This is a genomic window from Trichococcus flocculiformis, assembly GCF_963662535.1.
Lineage (GTDB): Bacteria > Bacillota > Bacilli > Lactobacillales > Aerococcaceae > Trichococcus > Trichococcus flocculiformis.
Map to the genome: position 1 here is coordinate 871,912 of NZ_OY759718.1, position 19,655 is coordinate 891,566.

The 19,655-nt window shown below is 48.0% G+C and carries 17 protein-coding genes; 16 read left to right on the top strand and 1 reads right to left on the bottom strand.

The window, feature by feature from the left end:
* The first annotated feature begins 15 nt into the window (after positions 1–15).
* Positions 16–1,113, top strand: coding sequence for a glycosyltransferase family 4 protein (locus tag ACKPCD_RS04450; RefSeq protein WP_321434121.1), 1,098 nt, complete (start codon positions 16–18; stop codon positions 1,111–1,113).
* A 56-nt stretch (positions 1,114–1,169) separates the two neighbouring features.
* Here ACKPCD_RS04450 and ACKPCD_RS04455 read toward each other — a convergent pair whose 3' ends face one another.
* Entirely contained in the window at positions 1,170–1,841 is a 672-nt protein-coding gene (locus ACKPCD_RS04455) for a YigZ family protein (RefSeq protein WP_321434122.1), read from the bottom strand.
* A 161-nt stretch (positions 1,842–2,002) separates the two neighbouring features.
* Here ACKPCD_RS04455 and ACKPCD_RS04460 point away from each other — a divergent pair, with 161 nt between their 5' ends.
* The 15 genes from ACKPCD_RS04460 (at position 2,003) to pstA (ending at position 19,655) form a co-directional block, all read left to right on the top strand.
* Complete coding sequence (locus tag ACKPCD_RS04460) at positions 2,003–3,496, top strand: UDP-N-acetylmuramoyl-L-alanyl-D-glutamate--2,6-diaminopimelate ligase (protein ID WP_068561059.1); 1,494 nt, start codon at positions 2,003–2,005, stop codon at positions 3,494–3,496.
* Between the two features lie 7 nt (positions 3,497–3,503).
* Positions 3,504–4,370 carry a fatty acid kinase binding subunit FakB gene (locus ACKPCD_RS04465; RefSeq protein ID WP_321434123.1) on the top strand — a complete coding sequence of 289 codons (867 nt, stop codon included), beginning with the start codon at positions 3,504–3,506 and terminating at the stop codon, positions 4,368–4,370.
* A 100-nt stretch (positions 4,371–4,470) separates the two neighbouring features.
* Complete coding sequence (gene thpR / locus ACKPCD_RS04470) at positions 4,471–5,070, top strand: RNA 2',3'-cyclic phosphodiesterase (protein WP_321434124.1); 600 nt, start codon at positions 4,471–4,473, stop codon at positions 5,068–5,070.
* Between the two features lie 80 nt (positions 5,071–5,150).
* Positions 5,151–6,521, top strand: a complete 1,371-nt coding sequence (locus tag ACKPCD_RS04475; protein ID WP_321434125.1) for an ATP-dependent helicase ComFA — start codon at positions 5,151–5,153, stop codon at positions 6,519–6,521.
* Positions 6,493–7,185, top strand: a complete 693-nt coding sequence (locus ACKPCD_RS04480; RefSeq protein WP_288926678.1) for a ComF family protein — start codon at positions 6,493–6,495, stop codon at positions 7,183–7,185. The genes ACKPCD_RS04475 and ACKPCD_RS04480 overlap by 29 nt, the downstream gene beginning before the upstream one ends.
* A 126-nt stretch (positions 7,186–7,311) precedes the next feature.
* Complete coding sequence (hpf, locus tag ACKPCD_RS04485) at positions 7,312–7,869, top strand: ribosome hibernation-promoting factor, HPF/YfiA family (protein WP_086988696.1); 558 nt, start codon at positions 7,312–7,314, stop codon at positions 7,867–7,869.
* Positions 7,870–8,168: 299 nt separating this feature from the next.
* Positions 8,169–10,718, top strand: coding sequence for a preprotein translocase subunit SecA (gene secA, locus ACKPCD_RS04490; RefSeq protein ID WP_086988695.1), 2,550 nt, complete (start codon positions 8,169–8,171; stop codon positions 10,716–10,718).
* 159 nt (positions 10,719–10,877) lie between these two features.
* Positions 10,878–11,994, top strand: a protein-coding gene (prfB, locus tag ACKPCD_RS04495; RefSeq protein WP_276647472.1) for a peptide chain release factor 2 whose coding sequence is annotated in 2 segments (ribosomal slippage) — positions 10,878–10,949 and positions 10,951–11,994 — 1,116 coding nt in all. Because the reading frame shifts where the segments join, the coding sequence is not laid out codon by codon here.
* 182 nt (positions 11,995–12,176) lie between these two features.
* The gene (gene ftsE / locus ACKPCD_RS04500; RefSeq protein WP_086943735.1) at positions 12,177–12,863 is read left to right on the top strand and encodes a cell division ATP-binding protein FtsE; all 687 of its coding nucleotides are present in this window, start codon (positions 12,177–12,179) and stop codon (positions 12,861–12,863) included.
* Positions 12,853–13,740 (top strand): permease-like cell division protein FtsX, encoded by an 888-nt coding sequence (ftsX, locus tag ACKPCD_RS04505; protein WP_321434126.1) that lies wholly within the window; start codon positions 12,853–12,855, stop codon positions 13,738–13,740. The genes ftsE and ftsX overlap by 11 nt, the downstream gene beginning before the upstream one ends.
* 354 nt (positions 13,741–14,094) lie before the next feature.
* Positions 14,095–14,826, top strand: coding sequence for a response regulator transcription factor (locus ACKPCD_RS04510; protein WP_276642137.1), 732 nt, complete (start codon positions 14,095–14,097; stop codon positions 14,824–14,826).
* Positions 14,823–16,583, top strand: a complete 1,761-nt coding sequence (gene pnpS, locus ACKPCD_RS04515) for a two-component system histidine kinase PnpS (protein WP_321434127.1) — start codon at positions 14,823–14,825, stop codon at positions 16,581–16,583. The genes ACKPCD_RS04510 and pnpS overlap by 4 nt, the downstream gene beginning before the upstream one ends.
* A gap of 218 nt (positions 16,584–16,801) precedes the next feature.
* Positions 16,802–17,767: a PstS family phosphate ABC transporter substrate-binding protein gene (locus tag ACKPCD_RS04520; RefSeq protein WP_198143298.1), complete on the top strand. Its 966-nt coding sequence runs from the start codon at positions 16,802–16,804 to the stop codon at positions 17,765–17,767.
* 86 nt (positions 17,768–17,853) lie between these two features.
* Positions 17,854–18,783 carry a phosphate ABC transporter permease subunit PstC gene (pstC, locus tag ACKPCD_RS04525; RefSeq protein ID WP_321434128.1) on the top strand — a complete coding sequence of 310 codons (930 nt, stop codon included), beginning with the start codon at positions 17,854–17,856 and terminating at the stop codon, positions 18,781–18,783.
* Positions 18,783–19,655 carry a phosphate ABC transporter permease PstA gene (pstA, locus tag ACKPCD_RS04530; RefSeq protein ID WP_276642129.1) on the top strand — a complete coding sequence of 291 codons (873 nt, stop codon included), beginning with the start codon at positions 18,783–18,785 and terminating at the stop codon, positions 19,653–19,655. The genes pstC and pstA overlap by 1 nt, the downstream gene beginning before the upstream one ends.

The window sequence follows — 19,655 nt, forward strand, 5'->3', positions numbered from 1 at the left end:
GAAAGGAGGGATCCGGTGAGTTTTTTTATACATTTTATGCTTCTTTTCGGTGCGACGATTCTGGCAAGTACGTTGTTCACCTATCTTTTCCGTGCGGCAGCGAGACGGTTCCGTTGGATGGATAAGCCTTCCGAAGCGAAAGTGCATATAAAGGAAACGCCGACTATGGGAGGCGTGGCCATATTTGCAGCTTATTGGGGCGCATTTTTCCTCGGGGTTCCTCTGAGTAATCGTTCCGGTTTTGCGGGAGTCATGTTTTTGAGCTCGCTGATCATTCTTGTGACGGGTATCATCGATGATGCTTATGATCTGAGGCCTTGGCAAAAAATGATCGGCATCCTCACTGCGGCGAATGTCCTCTATTTCTTTACAGGCATCAAAATAGACAGTCTGACTTTGGATTATTTCGGAACAATCGAATTCCATGAAGCGGGTTACTTGGTGATGATGCTTTGGATTGTGGTCATCACGAATGCGGTGAATCTGATGGACGGGCTGGATGGTTTGGCGACGGGGACTTCAATCATTTCCCTCTCGACGATGGGCTTCGTCAGCTATTTCTTTACCGATTATATGGATGTGGCCACAGTCGTCATGATTTTCCTTTTGGTCGCGAGTTTGCTGGGCTTTTTGCCCTTCAACTTCTATCCGGCCTCGATTTTTCTGGGGGATACGGGATCGCTGTTCGTAGGCTTTATGATCGCTGTGCTGTCCTTGTATGGCCTGAAACATGCCACCTTCGTATCGCTGTTGATACCGGTGGCCATTCTCGGCGTTCCCTTGACCGACACAATCGCTGCCGTCCTTCGCCGAACTTTGCATAAGCGTTCCATCAGCGCGAAGGATAAAAGCCATCTGCATCACCGGTTGTTGCGGTTGGGGTTCACACACCGCCAGACCGTTTTGGTCATCTATGCTTTGGCGATCATCTTTTCTTTGACCGCCATCCTTTTTCCGATTTCTTCTTTCTGGGGAACGGTGGTTTTGGGAGTCGGTCTGATTTTTGGTGTAGTACTCTTCATCGCCTCCTTCAATTTATTGGACAGCAACAGTTCCAAATTGCGAAAAATGTTGTATCGCCTGCTGAGGGAAAAGGACGAAAAAAACAAATGAACAAGCTATGAGAGCCTAGGTGGCTGTCATGACTTGTTCATTTTTTCGTTCAGATTCTATTCGATTTCGCCTTCATCAGCATCATTGTAGGCTGGAGAAATCGGACGCTCCACATAATCCTCTTCGCCGATTTCAAAGACAATACGGCCGTTCATCACGTCCGTAAGGGAGCTCTGAAATTGACTGATGTCTTCAGAAGGGATTCCGCACAAGAAACAAACTTGGTCGGTGTATTGTGCCTCAATCAGCGTGTACGCCGATTGCGCCAAGTAATTCTCTAATTTTCCGGATGCGGAATAGGAAACGATGCAGCCGACTTTAGTCTGGAGGCTGCGGACAACGATACCGATGTCCTTCAAGGCCGTCGATACCGATCGGCTGTAGGCACGGATCAATCCGCCCGCACCTAATTTTGTCCCACCGAAATAACGGGTGACGACCGCAGCGACGTAACGCAAATCATTTTTCTTGAGTACTTCCAGCATCGGGACACCAGCTGTTCCGGATGGCTCGCCGTCGTCATGGGCGCGTTGGATTTCGTTCTGGTCGCCGATCAGGTATGCGGAACAGTTATGCGTTGCTTTCCAATGCTCTTTTTTGACGGCTTGGATGAATGCTTTGGCCTCGTCCTCGGAATGGACGCGTTTAAGGCTGCAGATGAAGCGTGAACCCTTGATGACGATCTCGGAAACGCCGCTCTTTGCAATAGTGTGATACGTTGTCAGCATAGCTATTATCCTCCAATAAGTTATTCAGTCCCATTTTACCACAGCAGCGGTAGGATGACAGCGCACGAACAAGGAAAGGGACTTTCCGAACATTTCCATTTGTGGTATTGTTAAAAGGAATAGACCAAACGGCCCCAGAGGTCGATGGAAAGGTGATCTGCGTGAAAGTTACAGATTTAATCGATGTACTCAAAATGAAGAAACTTATCGGGAGCTTGGATCCCGAATTGAATATTGGAAAAATCAGTCAGGACTCCCGTGATATCCAATCAGGGGATCTGTTTATCTGCATCGACGGGACGCAAGTGGATGGCCACAATTACGTAGAGACAGCGGTCGCCAACGGTGCGGGTGTGATTGTTGCCCACAAGGATATTCAAAAAGCGGCAGCGAATGTCCCGGTTGTCTATGTTCCGGATACGGGTAAAGCGATGAGTCTGCTTGCGAATCACTTTTATGGTTATCCGAGTGAATCGATGAAAGTCATCGGCGTCACAGGGACAAACGGAAAGACGACAGTCACGTACCTTGTGGAAGCCATCCTTAAGGCGATGGACAAAAAAACCGGGTTGATGGGCACCATCGAAATGCATATCGGTGACGAGGTGCACAAAACGAAAAATACGACGCCCGACAGCATCACGATGCAAAAAGCCCTGCACCTCATGACAGAGCGGGAAACGGAATACTTCACTCTGGAACTGTCCTCGATCGCTTTGGAAATGGGCAGAGCATGGGGGCTGGACCTGGATGTCGCCGTCATGACCAACCTGACGCATGAACATATGGAATTCCATCACACGATGGCAGCTTATGCCGAAGCGAAAAAGTTGCTCTTCTCGCAACTGGGCAACGGCCGCAAAAACGGACGGACGAAAGCGGCGATACTGAATGCAGATGATGAAACGATCCACAGCTATCGCATCGCTACGGCGGCGGAAGTCATTTCTTATAGCGTGAAGGATGAGACAGCTGATTTCTTCGCGACGGATATCACCTACAGCCGCACCCAGACCCGCTTTAATCTGGTCGTCAATGGGGAGCGCTATCCGGTCGTAACGAATCTGGTGGGACTTTATAATGTCTCCAACACCTTGGCTGCGTTGGCGGCGGTCTATGCTTTAGGCATTCCTTTGGAGGATGCTACAAAAGCGGTGACGTCATTGGCTGGCGTCATAGGCAGGCTGGAAATCGTTCCTGGCGCGAATGACATCGGTGTCTATGTCGATTTTGCCCATTCGCCCGACGCGATGGAAAAAGTATTGGGCGTGGTGCGCGAATTCACGCAAGGAAGGGTCATTTCCGTTTTCGGCGGTGCAGGGGAACGGGAGCATGAAAAACGTCCGATTATGGCCCGCATCGGTACGGAACTCTCGGACTATGTGATCCTGACGACGGACGATACCGGGAAAGAACCGCAGGAACAAATCATCGCGATGATGCTGGCCGGCATCGAAAAGGACAATTATGAATACATCGAAAACCGCAAGGAAGCCATCCAACATGCCATCGCCATCGCAGAACCGGGAGATACGGTAATCCTGTTGGGACGTGGACATGAGGCTGACTACAACGATAGAGGCACAATGATCCGCCTGTTGGACAGTGAAGTGGCGGCTGAAGCGATTGAATTGCGCAATGAGCAGAAAGTTTGAGGATTCTATGAAAATTGCAGTAGTTACGGACAGTACCGCATATTTGACGGCTGAAACACGCCAACAGCACCATATTCACATGCTGCCGTTAGTCGTGAATATTGGAGCAAAATCGTATCAGGAAGAAATAGATTTGGCTGCAGAGGACTTCTACTCCTTGATGAAATCTGCTGAAGATTTCCCGAAAAGTTCTCAACCCGCAGTGGGTGCCATGTATCAGCTGTATGAAGAATTGGCAAAGGAACATGATGCAATCATCAGCATCCATCTTTCAAGCGGCATCAGTGGCACATACCAGAATGCTGCTGCTTTAAGCAGGGAATACCCTGAATTCAACATTCACCCTTTTGATTCTGAAATCAGTTGCTATGTGCAGGCAAGATTCGTTTTGGAGGCAGCAAGGCTGGCGGCTGTCGGTATCGGACCGGAGCAGATCATGGCGCGTTTAGAACATATGAAGAAACGTTCCCGTGCTTATTTTATGGTGGACGATCTGATGAACCTGCAACGTGGTGGCAGGCTTTCGGGTGGAGCGGCCGTCATCGGTTCCATCATGAAAATCAAGCCAGTGCTGCATTTTTCTGACAAAAAGATAGTTGTTTTCGAAAAAATCAGAACCAATGCACGGGCGTTGCGAAGGATAGAAGAACTTTTGGGTCAGGCGGCTTCAAAGGCTGATTATCCGATTATCGCAACTGTCATCCATGGGAATATTCCCGAAAAGGGACAGGCTTGGTTGGAACACCTCCAGCAAGAGTTTCCGGATATCCGGTTTGAATTGAGTTATTTCGGTCCAGTCATCGGGACGCACTTAGGTGAAGGCGCGCTGGGGTTGACCTGGACGGAAGATACCGAATTGAGCTATCCGATATAAGCAACAAATAGGTGCGGCAATCACACATTCATTCGGGAGGAAGGGCCAATAAGGTTCTGTCCTTCCTGTTTTTTTACAAAGCGGATAGCGGGGTGCAGTCGTGAAGGTATTCATCGGTGTCAAATTGCCTAGTGCCGTCAAAAAACAGTTGGTTGATTTCCAGAAGGAAGTGATCCGCGCCAGCATCAAAGGGTCATTCACGGATCCAAACAACTTCCACTTGACGATGCGGTTCATCGGGGAAGTGGACCCGGATCAGAGAAGTGCAATCGAAACGGGGCTGGCCCGCTGCGCTGAAAGTCAGCTGCCATTCTTGGTTGAAACGAATGGTCTGGGTTACTTTTCCAAAAGAAACAAGTGGATCGTCTGGCTGGGAACCAAAGAAAACAGCCGACTCCAGCAGCTCTACGAACAGCTGAACGATTCCTTGCTGGGGCAAAAAGTAGCAATGGCTGATGAGGTGGCGTTCATTCCGCACTTCACGCTCGGCCGGGGGATTGTATTGTGGCAAGAGTGGGAAGAGCTCAGCAAAGTTCCGCTGCCCCCGGATCAAAAAATAACCGTCGCTGCGCTGACGCTATTCGAAAGTGTTCGGCTGGACGGAAAACTTGTTTATCGCCCAATCGCTGATTTTCCTTTCGCCGGACAAGCTGCAGCAACCGACCGGATCGATTCCCGAGAGGAAACTGAAAAATCCTAAGCCGTCCCATTTCGCCGATCAGCGGAAGCGGAGCGGCTTTTTCTGCGTATGTTAATAAGGAAAGCGAAAGGGAGGATGATATGGACGGGAAGGAACTGTACGGCAGGGAATTGACGAGGAGCGAGTGCCGCAACGCCGAAGAAGCGCTGTTGATCCTGGCCGAGAAACGCCCCGGATTGACCAGCGCGAACGGAAAACGGATATGCAATCGCTGCGGAAACCAGGACCGGAAAAAAATGCTGGCCGCGCCTTGCGCTTGCGGCACTACTTGTTTTTACTGCTTGAGCTGCCTGAACATGGGAAAAATCAAAAGCTGCACAGTGCTCCATCATCTGCCGGAAATCAATGCTTTTGAACGGCCCATTGAGCCGATTCTGCAATGGCAGGGCCAATTGTCATCGGAACAGCAACGTGCATCGGAAGAAATCGTGGAAACGGTCCAGGCTGAAGAGACACGACTGATCTGGGCCGTCGCTGGTGCCGGAAAGACTGAGATGATTTTTGAGGGGATTGCAGCCTGCCTGCGCAAAGGTGGTAGAGTCTGTCTTACCTCCCCGCGCGTGGATGTTTGTCTGGAACTGGCACCCCGGATCAAGCAGGCATTCCCAGCCGTTCCGATGGCCTTGCTGTACGGAGGCAATGAGGATGGTTACAGCTATACGCCGCTCGTCATCGCCACGACCCATCAACTGCTGCGCTTCCGCGAAGCGTTCGACCTACTGATCATCGATGAGATCGATTCCTTCCCGTATCACGATGATTTGGGCCTGCAGTTCGGGGCGCAAAAGTCCAGAAAAAAAGCGAGTGCGCTGATTTATTTGACTGCGACGCCTTCACAGATGATGCAAAACGACATCAAGCGAGACAAGTTGGCGGCGACAGTCTTGCCGGCGCGTTATCACGGCTTTGCATTGCCCGAACCGGAGTGTCTGTGGATCGGAGATTGGCGCAAGGCCATCAATAAGAAGAAAATGGCCCCTTTCCTTAAGCTGATCCGCAGGCAACTCCAAACGGACAGGCGCTTTCTGCTGTTTTTGCCGCACATCCAGCTGATGGAAGAACTGGACGGTTGGCTGCGGGAGCTTTTTCCGGACAAGCAATTCACCTGCGTTTCGGCGAGCGACCCTGACCGCGAGGAAAAAGTAAAGAAGATGCGGGCCGAGGAATATGATTTTTTGATGACGACGACCATTTTGGAGCGCGGGGTGACCTTCAGGGATATCGATGTCATCGTGCTTGGAGCGGAAGATCGGGTCTTTACGGAAGCTTCGCTGGTGCAGATTGCCGGCAGGGCAGGCAGGCACAAAGATTATCCGACAGGCTGGGTCTGTTTTGCCCACTACGGCGAAACGAAAGCAATCCAGGGGGCGGTCCGTCAAATCCGCATGATGAACAGGGACGCAGGAAGAAGGGGGCTGCTGAATGGGACAATGTCTCTTCTGCCAAAATGAGATCCGGGAAGTATTGACGCTTCAAGAACTTTTCGGTTTCGGGAAAAAGAATCGCGGAAGGGTCTGTAGATCCTGCGAGGAAAAATTGCCGCGTTTAGCCGGGCAAACCGTATGTCCGGGCTGTATGCGGCCGCAAGCATCATCCGTGGACCTGTGCGAGGACTGCCGAAGATGGCGCAGCTGCTATCCGGAGCTGACGATTGCGCATCATGCCTGCTATGCCTATACGGGCATCGTGAAGGACTGGCTGCAACGCTACAAGTTCCAGGGCGATTATCGTCTTGCCGGTGCCTTCACGAATGATCTGCAGGCCCTCCAACGTACGCATCCCCAAGCGCTATTCCTGCCGCTGCCGATTTCAATCGCCAGTTATGAGGAGAGGGGTTTCAACCAATGCGAGGAGCTGCTGAAACAAGCAGGCATCCGCTGCGTACAATTCTTGGGAAACCAACATGCCGGTGAAAAGCAATCCGAAAAAAACAGACAGGAACGGCTATTGACGATGCAACCATTTTTATTGCTGGAGGGGTACGAAAAATATCTCCAGCAGGAAATTATCCTTTTTGATGACGTCTATACTACCGGAAGAACGCTCTACCACGCGAAAATACTCCTGCACAAGCATGGGTTCAGAATGGTCCGTTCAACTACGATTGCAAGATAATAAATCATAAACGTTGAAATGTTAAGGCGCTTACATTATAATGAAGTTAAAGAAACCCCCTATGAGTGGTCCATAGGCGAGGGTTGTCTTTATCTGACGATGCGTCAGACGAAAGGAGAGAGTGCTATGTTTAAGTATAATGTCCGAGGAGAAAATATTGAGGTTACAGAACCGATCCGCAGCTACGCCGAGAAAAAATTAGGCAGACTGGAAAAATACTTTGGGAACGTGCCTGAAACAACAGCGCATGTCAACTTGAAAGTATATCCATTCCCAGCCGAAAAATCTGCTAAGGTGGAAGTTACGGTTCCGCTACCTTTCCTGGTTTTAAGAGCCGAAGAGACTTCTAGTGATCTATACGGAAGTATCGATTTGGTCGTGGACAAACTTGAACGCCAAGTCCGTAAGTACAAGACAAAGATTCACCGCAAATCCAGAGAGAGAGGATTTGATATCGGTAACGAGCCGAATCTGATCGAAGAAAAGATGGAAGACGATGAGAATCCACTTGAAATCGTCCGCACGAAACGTCTTTCCCTCAAACCGATGGACAGTGAAGAAGCTGTATTGCAGATGAATATGCTCGGACACAACTTCTTTATCTTCGAAGATGCTGAAACGAACGGCACAAGTATTGTGTACCGCAGAAAAGACGGCAAATTCGGTCTGATCGAAACTGACTAAATCTGAAAATAATGTCCCTCGCCCATAAACGGCGGGGGACTTTTTTAATCTTCGAGACTGACAGCGCTATAGACCGTGTCCTTCATTCATCCGTCTGCATTGTCCAACCGCAAATCCAGCGAGCGATAGACAATACAAGCTTTTGTTGATGGTGAGTAGTTCACATTAATTAAAAGTAATGATAGAATAGTAGAGATATAAGAATTATTTTTGCAGCAGCAAAGAATGACCTATACACGCATACATACCCAGTAAATATGATTGCTGGAATGAAATCAGACAGCAAGAGGAGATATAGAATGGCCAACTTTTTAAAGAAACTCATAGAGAATGATAAGAAAGAGCTACGTTCCTTGGAAGGAGTAGCAGATAAGGTCATTTCCTACGCGGATCGAATGGCCGCTTTGGATGATGAAGAGTTACGCGATCTGACCGAATCCTATAAGGAGCGCTACCAAAAAGGAGAGACTTTGGACGACCTTCTTCCGGAAGCGTTTGCCGTGGTCCGTGAAGGTGCAAAACGCGTCTTGGGACTGTATCCTTATAAAGTGCAGATCATGGGCGGGATCACCCTGCATAAAGGCAATATCGCCGAAATGAAGACCGGTGAAGGTAAAACCTTGACCGCAACGATGCCGGTTTACCTGAACGCCTTATCTGGCGAAGGCGTGCACGTTGTCACAGTCAATGAATATCTGGCAAGCCGTGATGCGGTCGAGATGGGCGAATTGTACCGCTTTCTGGGGTTGACTGTTGGTTTGAACACAAACGGTAAGTCATCGGAAGAAAAAAGAGAAGCCTATAATTGCGACATCACCTACAGCACCAATAATGAATTGGGCTTCGATTATTTGAGGGACAATATGGTCGTCTATAAAAATCAAATGGTGCAGCGCCCGTTGAACTTTGCGGTCGTGGATGAAGTCGATTCGATCTTGATCGATGAAGCCCGCACACCATTGATCATTTCCGGACAAGCCGAAAAATCTACAGCACTCTATAACCGAGCCGATTTTTTCATCAAAGGATTGAAAGAGAATGAGGATTACACAATCGATTTGACATCCAAATCGATCGCGTTGACGGATGAAGGTATCGAGAAAGCTGAAAAAACATTCCATCTGCCGAACTTGTACGATGTGGATAACACGCGTCTGGTGCACCATTTGGATCAAGCCTTGCGTGCAAACTATATCATGCTTGTGGACATCGATTATGTGGTGGAAGACGGAAAAGTAAAAATCGTTGACCAATTCACTGGCCGGATCATGGAAGGCCGCCGTTACTCGGACGGGCTTCACCAAGCCATCGAAGCCAAGGAAAACGTCGAAATCGAAAATGAATCGAAAACGATGGCCACCATCACTTTCCAGAACTACTTCCGTATGTACAAAAAACTGTCCGGTATGACCGGTACAGCAAAAACGGAAGAAGAAGAGTTCCGGGAAATTTACAACATGAACGTCATTTCGATTCCGACTAACAGACCGATCGTCCGTCACGACTATCCGGATTTGTTGTATCCTTCTTTGAAAAGCAAATTCAGAGCCGTTGTCGGCGACATTAAAGAACGTCACGCGAAAGGGCAGCCGATCCTTGTCGGTACCGTAGCCGTGGAAACATCCGAACTGCTTTCGCACATGTTGCGTCAAGAAAACATTCCGCACCAAGTTTTGAATGCAAAAAACCATTTCCGGGAAGCGGAAATCATCATCGGAGCCGGTCAACCCGGAGCCGTCACAATCGCCACCAACATGGCTGGTCGTGGTACTGACATCAAGCTGGGTAAAGGCGTCAAGGAATTAGGCGGTCTCTGCGTCATCGGTACCGAACGCCATGAATCACGCCGGATCGACAACCAATTGCGTGGCCGTTCCGGCCGTCAAGGGGATCCTGGTGAAACGCAATTTTACCTGTCATTGGAAGACGACTTGATGAGACGCTTCGGATCGGAACGCATCCAGCAAGTCTGGAGCAAATTGAATTTGGATGATGAAGCGGAAGATGTGGTCATCCAAAGCAAAATGCTTTCCAAACAAGTGGAATCCGCCCAAAAACGAGTGGAAGGCAATAACTATGATACCCGTAAAAACGTACTGGAATACGATGAAGTCATGCGTGAACAGCGTGAGATCATTTATGGGCAACGTTTGGAAGTCATCAATGAAACCGAATCGTTGAAGTATGTCGTGACAGCGATGATCAAGCGTGCGATTGCGCGTGTGGTCGAAACGCATACTATCGGTGAAAAAGCGACTTGGAATCTGCAAGGCATCCGTGATTTTGCCGGAGCTGCCCTTGTGCATCCCGACAGCATCAGTTTAGCCGAACTGGAAGGGAAATCTGCGCATGAAATCGAAGAATATTTGGTGGAACGCGCAATGGAAGTTTACAAGACAAAAGAGTCACAATTGAGTCCAGAACAAATTTTGGAATTTGAAAAAGTTGTTATCCTGCGGGTTGTCGACAGCAAATGGACCGATCACATTGACAATATGGATGAGCTGCGTCAAGGAATCGGCTTGCGTTCATATGCACAGAACAATCCGTTGACCGAGTACCAAACCGAAGGCTATGATCGTTTCCAGGAAATGATTGCGACCATCGACTATGACGTTACCCGGATTGTGATGAAATCAGAAATTCGTCAAAATCTGCAACGCCAATCCGTAGGCCAAGGCTCGAACATCATGCCGACGCGTGAGACAGTCGCTTCCCAAACGGAGCAACAGGAACAAGCACGCAGAGCACAGATCGCGGCAATGAGGATGCAAAAACTGATGGAAATCCAAAAAGCAAAACTGGCGGCTGAAGCAGCCGAAAAACAAGAATCACAAACTGAAGAATAACAGGCAGCGCATCCGCAAGAGGCATTTCAAGCAATAAAACCAAGTCAAATACAACAAACTAATCGGATACAACGCCAATCGGGGAGGGTCGGGATAAAAAACAGTCGCTTGTTTTTATCCCGACCCATCCTTCTTTTGTCGAATCTAGGAGGAAATCAAATGGAATTAAGTGAAATCAAAGCAATATTGGAAAGTTCAGAAACAAAAATTGCAAGCTTTAGGAGGTCTCTTTGACTTAGATGGCCTCGAAACGGATATCGCAGAATTCGACGATCGCATGTTGGATCCGGAATTCTGGAACAATGCCGAAGCGGCGCAGGAAGTCATCAACCAATCAAACCAATTAAAAGCGGTCTACAATACGTTCAAGAGTCTGGAAGCGCAATATGAAGACCTCGAAGTCTTATATGAAATGGTAAAAGAGGATGAAGATCCGGAATATCTGGAAGAATTGAACGAAAAAACGACAGAATTTACAGAAGCACTGGAAAAATATGAATTGACGATGCTATTGAACGGACCGCATGACAAATCGAACGCTATCTTGGAAATCCATCCAGGTGCTGGCGGAACGGAATCCCAAGACTGGGGAAGCATGCTTTTCCGAATGTACACGCGTTGGGCCGATAAAAAAGGCTTTGATGTGGAGACGTTGGATTATCAAAGCGGGGATGAGGCCGGAATCAAAAGTGTAACCATCCTGATCAAAGGGATGAACGCCTATGGCTACCTGCGTTCAGAAAGGGGCGTGCACCGTTTGGTCCGGATCTCACCGTTTGATTCGGCTGGAAGAAGGCACACCTCATTTTGTTCGATTGACGTGATGCCGGAGATAGCTGCCGACGATGCAGAGATAGAAGTGAATCCGGACGATATCCGTGTGGATACTTACCGCGCCAGTGGAGCCGGTGGACAGCACATCAACAAAACATCATCAGCCATCCGGATCACGCATATTCCGACCGGCATTGTTGTGGCAAGCCAGGCACAACGTTCGCAATTCCAGAACAGGGATACCGCTATGGGAATGTTGAAGGCCAAATTGTATCAACTGCAAGAGGAAGAGCGCGAAAAAGAGCTGGCAGCCATCCGTGGAGAACAAAAAGAAATCGGTTGGGGTTCGCAGATCCGTTCTTACGTGTTCCATCCGTATTCCATGGTCAAGGACCATCGAAGCAGTTATGAAACAGGTAACGTGCAGGCCGTCATGGACGGGGATCTCGACGCCTTTATCGATGCTTATCTGAAAATGACGATGGATCAGGAAGAACTTTAAAAGCAGCAGCCCAAATAAATAGGATCAGTCACGAGCGAGAATACTGAGAAACTATTGACACATACTTGTAAAGAAACTAAAACAGACACAGTTGTGCAACGTGCTATAATAGGGAAGCATTCTTGCAGCCTCTGAAGGTTTCAGAGCGGAAGCAAGGAAAAAAAGAAAAGACAGGTGATAAAATGATTGAAATGCTGAATGTCTCCAAGAAGTACAACAACGGCATTACGGCGGTCAATAATCTGAGCGTGAAGATTGATCAAGGCGAATTTGTGTATATTGTAGGCCCCAGTGGAGCAGGCAAATCAACTTTCATCAAAATGATGTATCGCGAAGTAAAACCAACCTCAGGAACTGTTCAAGTAGGCAAATATAATTTAACGACCATGAAAGAAAAAGAGGTCCCATTATTGCGCCGCTTTGTGGGTGTGGTCTTCCAGGATTTCAAATTATTACCTAAACTGACTGTATACGAAAACATCGCCTACGCGATGGAAGTAGTCGAAAAAAGTCCGAAAGTCATCCAGAAACGCGTATTGGAAGTGCTGGATTTGGTCGGACTGAAGCATAAAGTTCGGATGTTCCCGAATGAACTTTCCGGTGGGGAACAGCAACGGATTGCGATTGCGCGTGCGATTGCGAACATGCCTGGTGTACTGATTGCGGATGAGCCGACAGGTAACCTGGATCCGGATACGTCCATGGAAATCATGCGCATTCTGGAAGAAATCAACAACCAAGGGACAACAATCCTGATGGCGACCCATAACAGCCAAATCGTTAATGACATCAAACATCGGGTATTAGCAATAGAAAATGGCCGTATTGTCCGAGATCAACAAGAAGGAGAATACGGATATGAAATTTAGAACATTTATGAGACACATAAGAGATGCGTTCAAAAGCTTGTTCCGGAACGGCTGGATGTCGATAGCCTCGATCAGTGCAGTGGCGCTGACCTTGTTGCTGGTGGGATCCTTTACCGGGATACTCCTGAACGTGAACAAATTGGCTTCCGACGTCGAAAATGATGTGAGTGTAAAAGTTTACATCGATCTGGCTGCTGATGCAGCCGCCCAGGAAGCCTTAAAGACGGAACTGGAGAACATCGCCAATGTTGAATCCATCACTTTCTCAAGTAAGGACGAGGAATTGGATAAAATCATCGGCAGCTACGGTGATGAATTCGATCTTTTCGGCGGAGATGCCAATCCGTTGTATGATGCTTATGTCTTGAATACAACTGCACCAGAGCAAACGAAAGCGGTAGCTGAAGCAGCGTCCGCCATGCAGTATGTCACTCAAGTCGAATACGGCGGTGCTACAGCGGATAAATTATTTGAGACGATTGCGACGATCCGCACGATAGGACTCGTCATCATCATCGGCTTACTGCTTGTTGCCGTATTCCTGATTTCCAATACAATCCGGATTACCATCTTTTCACGTAGCACGGAAATCGAAATCATGCGTTTGGTGGGTGCAAAAAACAGCTTCATCAGATGGCCATTCCTGATTGAAGGAGCCATCATCGGATTGATCGGGGCATTGATTCCCATGACTTTCCTAGTGTTCCTTTACCGCTTCATCTTTACTGTGAGCGGGGACTACTTGGCCGGCACAAACTTTGGTCTTTTGACTCCGAATCCGTTCCTCCTCTACATCAGTCTTCTGATGGTGGGTATCGGTATCTTCATCGGGGCATTCGGTTCCGTTTTCTCGATGCGCCGCTTCCTGAAAGTTTAACAAAAAATTTTTGACCCATAAGGTTCCAGTCATACAAAACGTATGGGTGGAACCTTTTTTGTCGTTCGCATAAGCAGGCTCATCCTGAAAACCGATAAACTGAAACTATTATTTTGTATGCATTTATTTCTCTTTTACCTTGTGGAATCTCCTGTACAGCGCACTTTTTAGAGTCTTTTCGGTTGATGGATAAAAATCGGCCGGGAAAATCTGAATTGCCGTTTTCCAACATTTTTAGTATGCTGAAAAGGAAACGAGCCGAGCAGGAAACCGAGGCTCTCAAAAATACGGCCATTCGTAAAATACATGGGGGGCATACGCCATCCCGGACCCTAATCGGTCAGAGGAGGACACATGAAAAAGGTATTGCTAGTGGATGATGAACCATCGATCGTTACATTATTGGCTTTCAACTTAGAAAAAGACGGCTACGAGGTGACAACTGCCACAGACGGAGCGGAAGGTTACCGTTTGGCTATCTCGAATCCTTTTGACTTCATCATTCTGGATCTGATGCTACCGTCAATGGACGGAATGGATATCTGTAAACGCCTGAGGCAGGAAAAATTTGATACACCGATCATGATTTTGACGGCGAAGGATGATGAGCTGGAAAAGATTATCGGACTTGAGTTGGGCGCGGATGATTATATGACAAAGCCATTCAGCCCGCGTGAAGTATTGGCCAGGATGAAAGCTATCCTAAGAAGGACGAACAAAGCTGTTCCGGCTGAACCGGTTGCGACTGCCCAACCGGAACCGACGGAGGACGAAACAGAAAAAATCGAAGTCGGCGAGATCACCATTTTTCCGCAACTGTATGAGGTTCATGTAGCGGGAGAACTGATTGAAGTGACGCCGAAAGAATTTGAATTGCTGCTTTACATGGCGAAGCGCGCCAATCGTATCCTGAGCAGGGAACAGTTGTTGAATGCCATCTGGAATTTTGATTACGCCGGAGAAACGCGCATCGTCGATGTACACATCAGCCATCTCCGCGAAAAAATTGAAAAAGACACTAAAAATCCGCAATACATCCGTACGGTCCGGGGCTTCGGGTATAAATTTGAGGTAGCGAAGACATGAAGCAACTACAATTGCGGATGCTTGCCACTTTTGTGTTGATCTTTGCGCTGTTCAGTGTGGCTTTCGGGATATTCCTGGAGACTGTGTTAGGGAACTACACGCGGAGTCTGCACAGTGAACTGCTGGTTGAACAGACGCAAATAGTGGGTACACTGCTCCAAAACAGTGCTGTCGGCAGTGACTGGACCTTTGTTGAAAAAGAATTGGATAAAATTGACTCTTTCACGGAAGATAGAATCACTTTAGTCGCCAGCGATGGGGATGTGATTTATGATTCTCAGCTCACTGCGGTCAATCTGGAAAATCATCTGCGGCGGGAAGAAATTCAGGAAGTTCTGTCCGGAGAGCCTTACGGAACAGGACAAAGGAAGAGCGAAAGCACAAATCAGGAGCTTTATTATGTAGCTGTGCCGATTTTTGACGAATCAGGCACTATCGCTGCTGTTATCCGACTGTCGAGACCACTGAGCGCCTTGACGGTCAGCCAGCGCATCGAAAAGTCCCTTTACGTTTTTATCCTGTTGGCTCTGGCAGTAGCCTTCGTACTTACTTATGCTTTGACGAAACGCATCGGCAGACCGATCGATGCGGTGATGGATGTCGCCAAAAAACTTTCGGATCACCAGTATGATGCGCGATATAAAGGCAAAGGCTTCGGTGATTTCCAAAAATTGGGCGAAACCATCAATGAACTTGCCGAAAGTCTGGATAATCAAATGAATGAAATCAAGCAGAATGATGAACGGCTTACTGGCTTGATCAATCATCTGGTCATTGGCGTGATGCTTCTAGATGAAAATAAGGAAATTACAATGGTCAATCCCGTCATGCAAGAAATATTGAGCGAGAGTGAAGAATCGCTGATCGGTCAATCCTATGTCGAGGCTGTAAGCAGTTATGGACTCAGCCATATGATTGAGCGAGCGTACACGTACAGAGAGCCGCAGAATGACGAAATCTATTTTTATTATCCAAAAGACAGAATCGTCGATGTCAATATTGTCCCGATCACAAGCAAGAAACCGGGTGAAATGAATCTGATTGTGCTCCTCTATGACATAAGTGAAATCCGACGCTTGGAGAAAGTCCGTACCGACTTTGTCGCCAATGCATCCCATGAGCTTCGGACGCCTGTTACAGCCCTGAAAGGATTCGCTGAAACATTATTGGACGGTGCAATGGAAGATCCCGTTATCCTGAAACAGTTTTTGGAAATCATTCTGGCCGAAAGCACCCGGTTGAATCTTTTGGTGAATGATATTTTGGAACTGTCGAAGTTGGAGCAGCGGCAAGTCCCGCTCGCTCTGCAGCAAGTGAATATTTCCGAAGCGGTGTTGGCGACCTTTCAGTTGGTCGATCAGAAAGTGAAAGAGAAAAACATGACACTGGAATTAGTGGAAAAGGATTTCGTAACGTTGCATACAGATCCGAATCGCTTGAAGCAAATACTGGCTAATCTGATCAACAATGCCGTCGTCTATACGCAAGTCGGAGGGCATATCACGGTCACTGTCGAGAAGACTGCGGATCAAGTCCATCTGCACGTTGCCGATAACGGAATCGGGATACCGGAAGCCGATCTGGGAAGAGTATTCGAGCGGTTCTATCGCGTCGATAAAGCGCGGAGCAGAAACTCCGGAGGTACCGGCTTAGGATTATCGATTGTGAAGTATTTGGTTGAAAACATGAACGGAACGGTCACTGTAGCCAGCAAACAGGGCAATGGAACAACTTTTACAGTGACATTGCCTATATAAGAATGGATTCGAATGCAAAAGCTTTACAGGCGGAAACGTACCTGTAGAGCTTTTTTTCTTGTATTCTAAAGCCCCGTTTACAAAACATTTACAAAAAAAGAGGTAAATCAACGGAAAATTTACATGAAACCGCAAGGAAATTAACAATCGACCGTTAATATTAAGGTTGTGAACAGGCAATGGCGTTCAAATAACCTCAACATAAAGGATGGTAAAAAATGAACTTTGGCAAATTATCTAAATTCGCAATGGCTTTAACAATCGGCGCTACCTTGGCGGCTTGTGGTAACGGAGACGGCACAACTGCAGAGAGCGGTGCAGAAACGGGGAGCACGACTGCAACCGGAAGCGGAACAGTTTTAGTCGATGGATCTTCTACCGTATTCCCGATAATGGAGGGAGTAGCAGAAGAATTTTCAATCGCTAATCCGGACGTAAAAGCGACTATCGGTGTATCCGGTACGGGTGGCGGATTCGAGAAATTCATCGCAGGCGAAACAGACATCAGCAACGCTTCACGTCCGATCAAAGACGAAGAAATCGCCTTGTTGGAAGAAGCCGGCATTGAATATACAGAGTTCCAACTTGCCTTGGACGGTTTGACAGTCGTTGTGAACAGCGAGAACGACTGGGTGGATCAATTGACCATTGAAGAATTAGCGATGATCTGGACAGAAGGAACCGGCGTAGAAACATGGGCGGATGTCCGTGAAGGCTGGCCGGAAGAAAAGATCGAGTTGTTCAGCCCAGGTACCGACTCAGGCACATACGATTACTTTGATGAAGTGATCTTGGACGGCGAACAAATCAACAAAGCAGCTTCTTTATCCGAAGATGACAACGTATTGGTACAAGGTGTTTCCGGTTCCGCAAATGCCATCGGCTACTTCGGTTACGCATACTTCCTGGAAAACAGTGACATCGTCAAGGCTGTTCCGATCGTGAACGGTGAGGGCGTTGCAGTTACGCCTAACGATGTGACCGTTCAAGATGGATCGTATGAGCCGCTTTCTCGCCCGTTGTTCATCTACGTGAAGAACGAAGCGTTGGAAAACGAGAGCGTCTACGAATTCACAAAATACACATTGGAAATGGCAGCCGAAATGGCAGCTGAAGTCGGTTATGTAGCACTACCGGCTGAATCTTATGAAGCAGCATTGACTACGCTTGAAGGTTTGAAATAAGCAAAATCAAATAAATGACTAAGGGATGTGAGGGAAGAGAGCGTTTTGCTTCCCTCGCATCTCATCTTTATTAGAGGAGAATCAATATGTCCAAATCTGTCAAAGACTTGATGAAAGAAAAAAGTTCACGACAAAAATCTTTGCAATTTACTGAAAAAGCCATGCCGCTTTTTTTTCTGGCCTGTGCGATCATTTCTATTCTGACAACACTCGGGATTGTGTTTACGCTGGCAAAAGAAACGGTAACGTTTTTCAGCGCTGTTCCGATTCTGGAATTTCTGACAGGAAAAGAGTGGTATCCTTTCTTCAAAAACGATCCCAGTTTTGGGATTTTGCCGCTATTGAGTGGAACCTTCCTGATAGCCGGCGTTGCGATGCTTGTTGCCGTACCGATCGGCTTGAGCTCAGCCATCTATTTGAGCGAATATGCGACCGAACGGACAAGAAAAATCGTCAAGCCGATTCTGGAGGTATTGGCCGGAGTTCCTACGGTGGTATACGGACTGTTCGCCTTGACGTTCGTCACTCCGTTGCTGCAGACGGTTATCCCGAACCTGCCGATATTCAATGCGCTTAGCCCTGGTATTGTTGTGGGAATCATGATCATCCCGCAGATCACGTCCTTATCGGAAGAGGCGATGGGTGCAGTGCCGAACGCGATGCGTGAGGGGGCTTTAGCTTTAGGGGCAACCCGTTTGGAAGTGGCGCTGAAAGTCATTTTGCCGGGATCCTTGTCTGGTATCATTTCATCCGTTGTTTTGGGTATTTCCCGTGCAGTGGGAGAAACGATGATCGTATCCACAGCCGCTGGATCCACCCCTAAATTTACGCTTGATGTAACAGAATCGATCCAGACGATGACATCCTATATCGTTCAGGTCAGCATGGGGGATGCCACCTATGGTTCTACGATTTATTACAGTATCTATGCGGTAGGGATGACGTTGTTCCTCTTCACCTTGTTGATGAACTTGTTGGCGAATTACATGTCCCGTCGTTTTAGGGAGGAATATTGATGAAATTAGTGGAAAAGAACAACAGCAGAATCAATAAGCGACTATTGCTGAACAGCGTGGTCAAAGGACTGTTTTTTCTGGCAACCTTCTTCGGAATCGTTGTTTTGGCCATTCTGGTCATGCGGATCGTGTCGCAGGGCGCGGCTTATCTTGATTGGGATTTCTTGAGCAACTATGCTTCGAGAAGACCGGAAGACGCCGGCATCAAGGCTGCCATCTATGGAACGGTCTGGATCATGGCCATCATCGCTCCCTTGTCACTCCTTTTGGGTGTCGGAACGGCGATTTACCTTGAAGAATACGCGCCCGACAATAAATTTACGCATTTCATCGAGTTGAACATTTCGAATCTTTCCGGTGTACCATCGATTGTTTTCGGGCTGTTGGGACTGACTGTGTTTGTCCGTTTGTTGGAAATGGGCCGGAGCGTCTTGGCTGGTGGTCTGACCATGAGCTTGATGATATTGCCTGTCATCGTGGTTTCCAGCCAAGAAGCCATCCGTGCCATCCCGAGAGAGCAATATGAAGCCTCTTATGCGATGGGTGCCACGAAATGGCAGACGATTCGGACGGTCGTTCTGCCGGCAGCTGTGCCAGGCATCCTGACCGGTTCGATATTGGCGCTATCAAGGGCTGTCGGAGAGACTGCACCGTTGTTGATGATCGGAGCGATGACCTTTATCGCTTATATCCCGGAGAGTATCTGGTCCGGGTTTACGGCAATGCCGATCCAAATCTTCAACTGGGCAGGTCGTCCCCAAGAAGAGTTCCAGGCAGTCGCTGCAGCCGGAAGTATTGTCCTAATGCTTATGTTGGTCATCATGAACTCATTGGCGATCTACATCCGCAACAAGTTTTCGAAGCGTTATTAA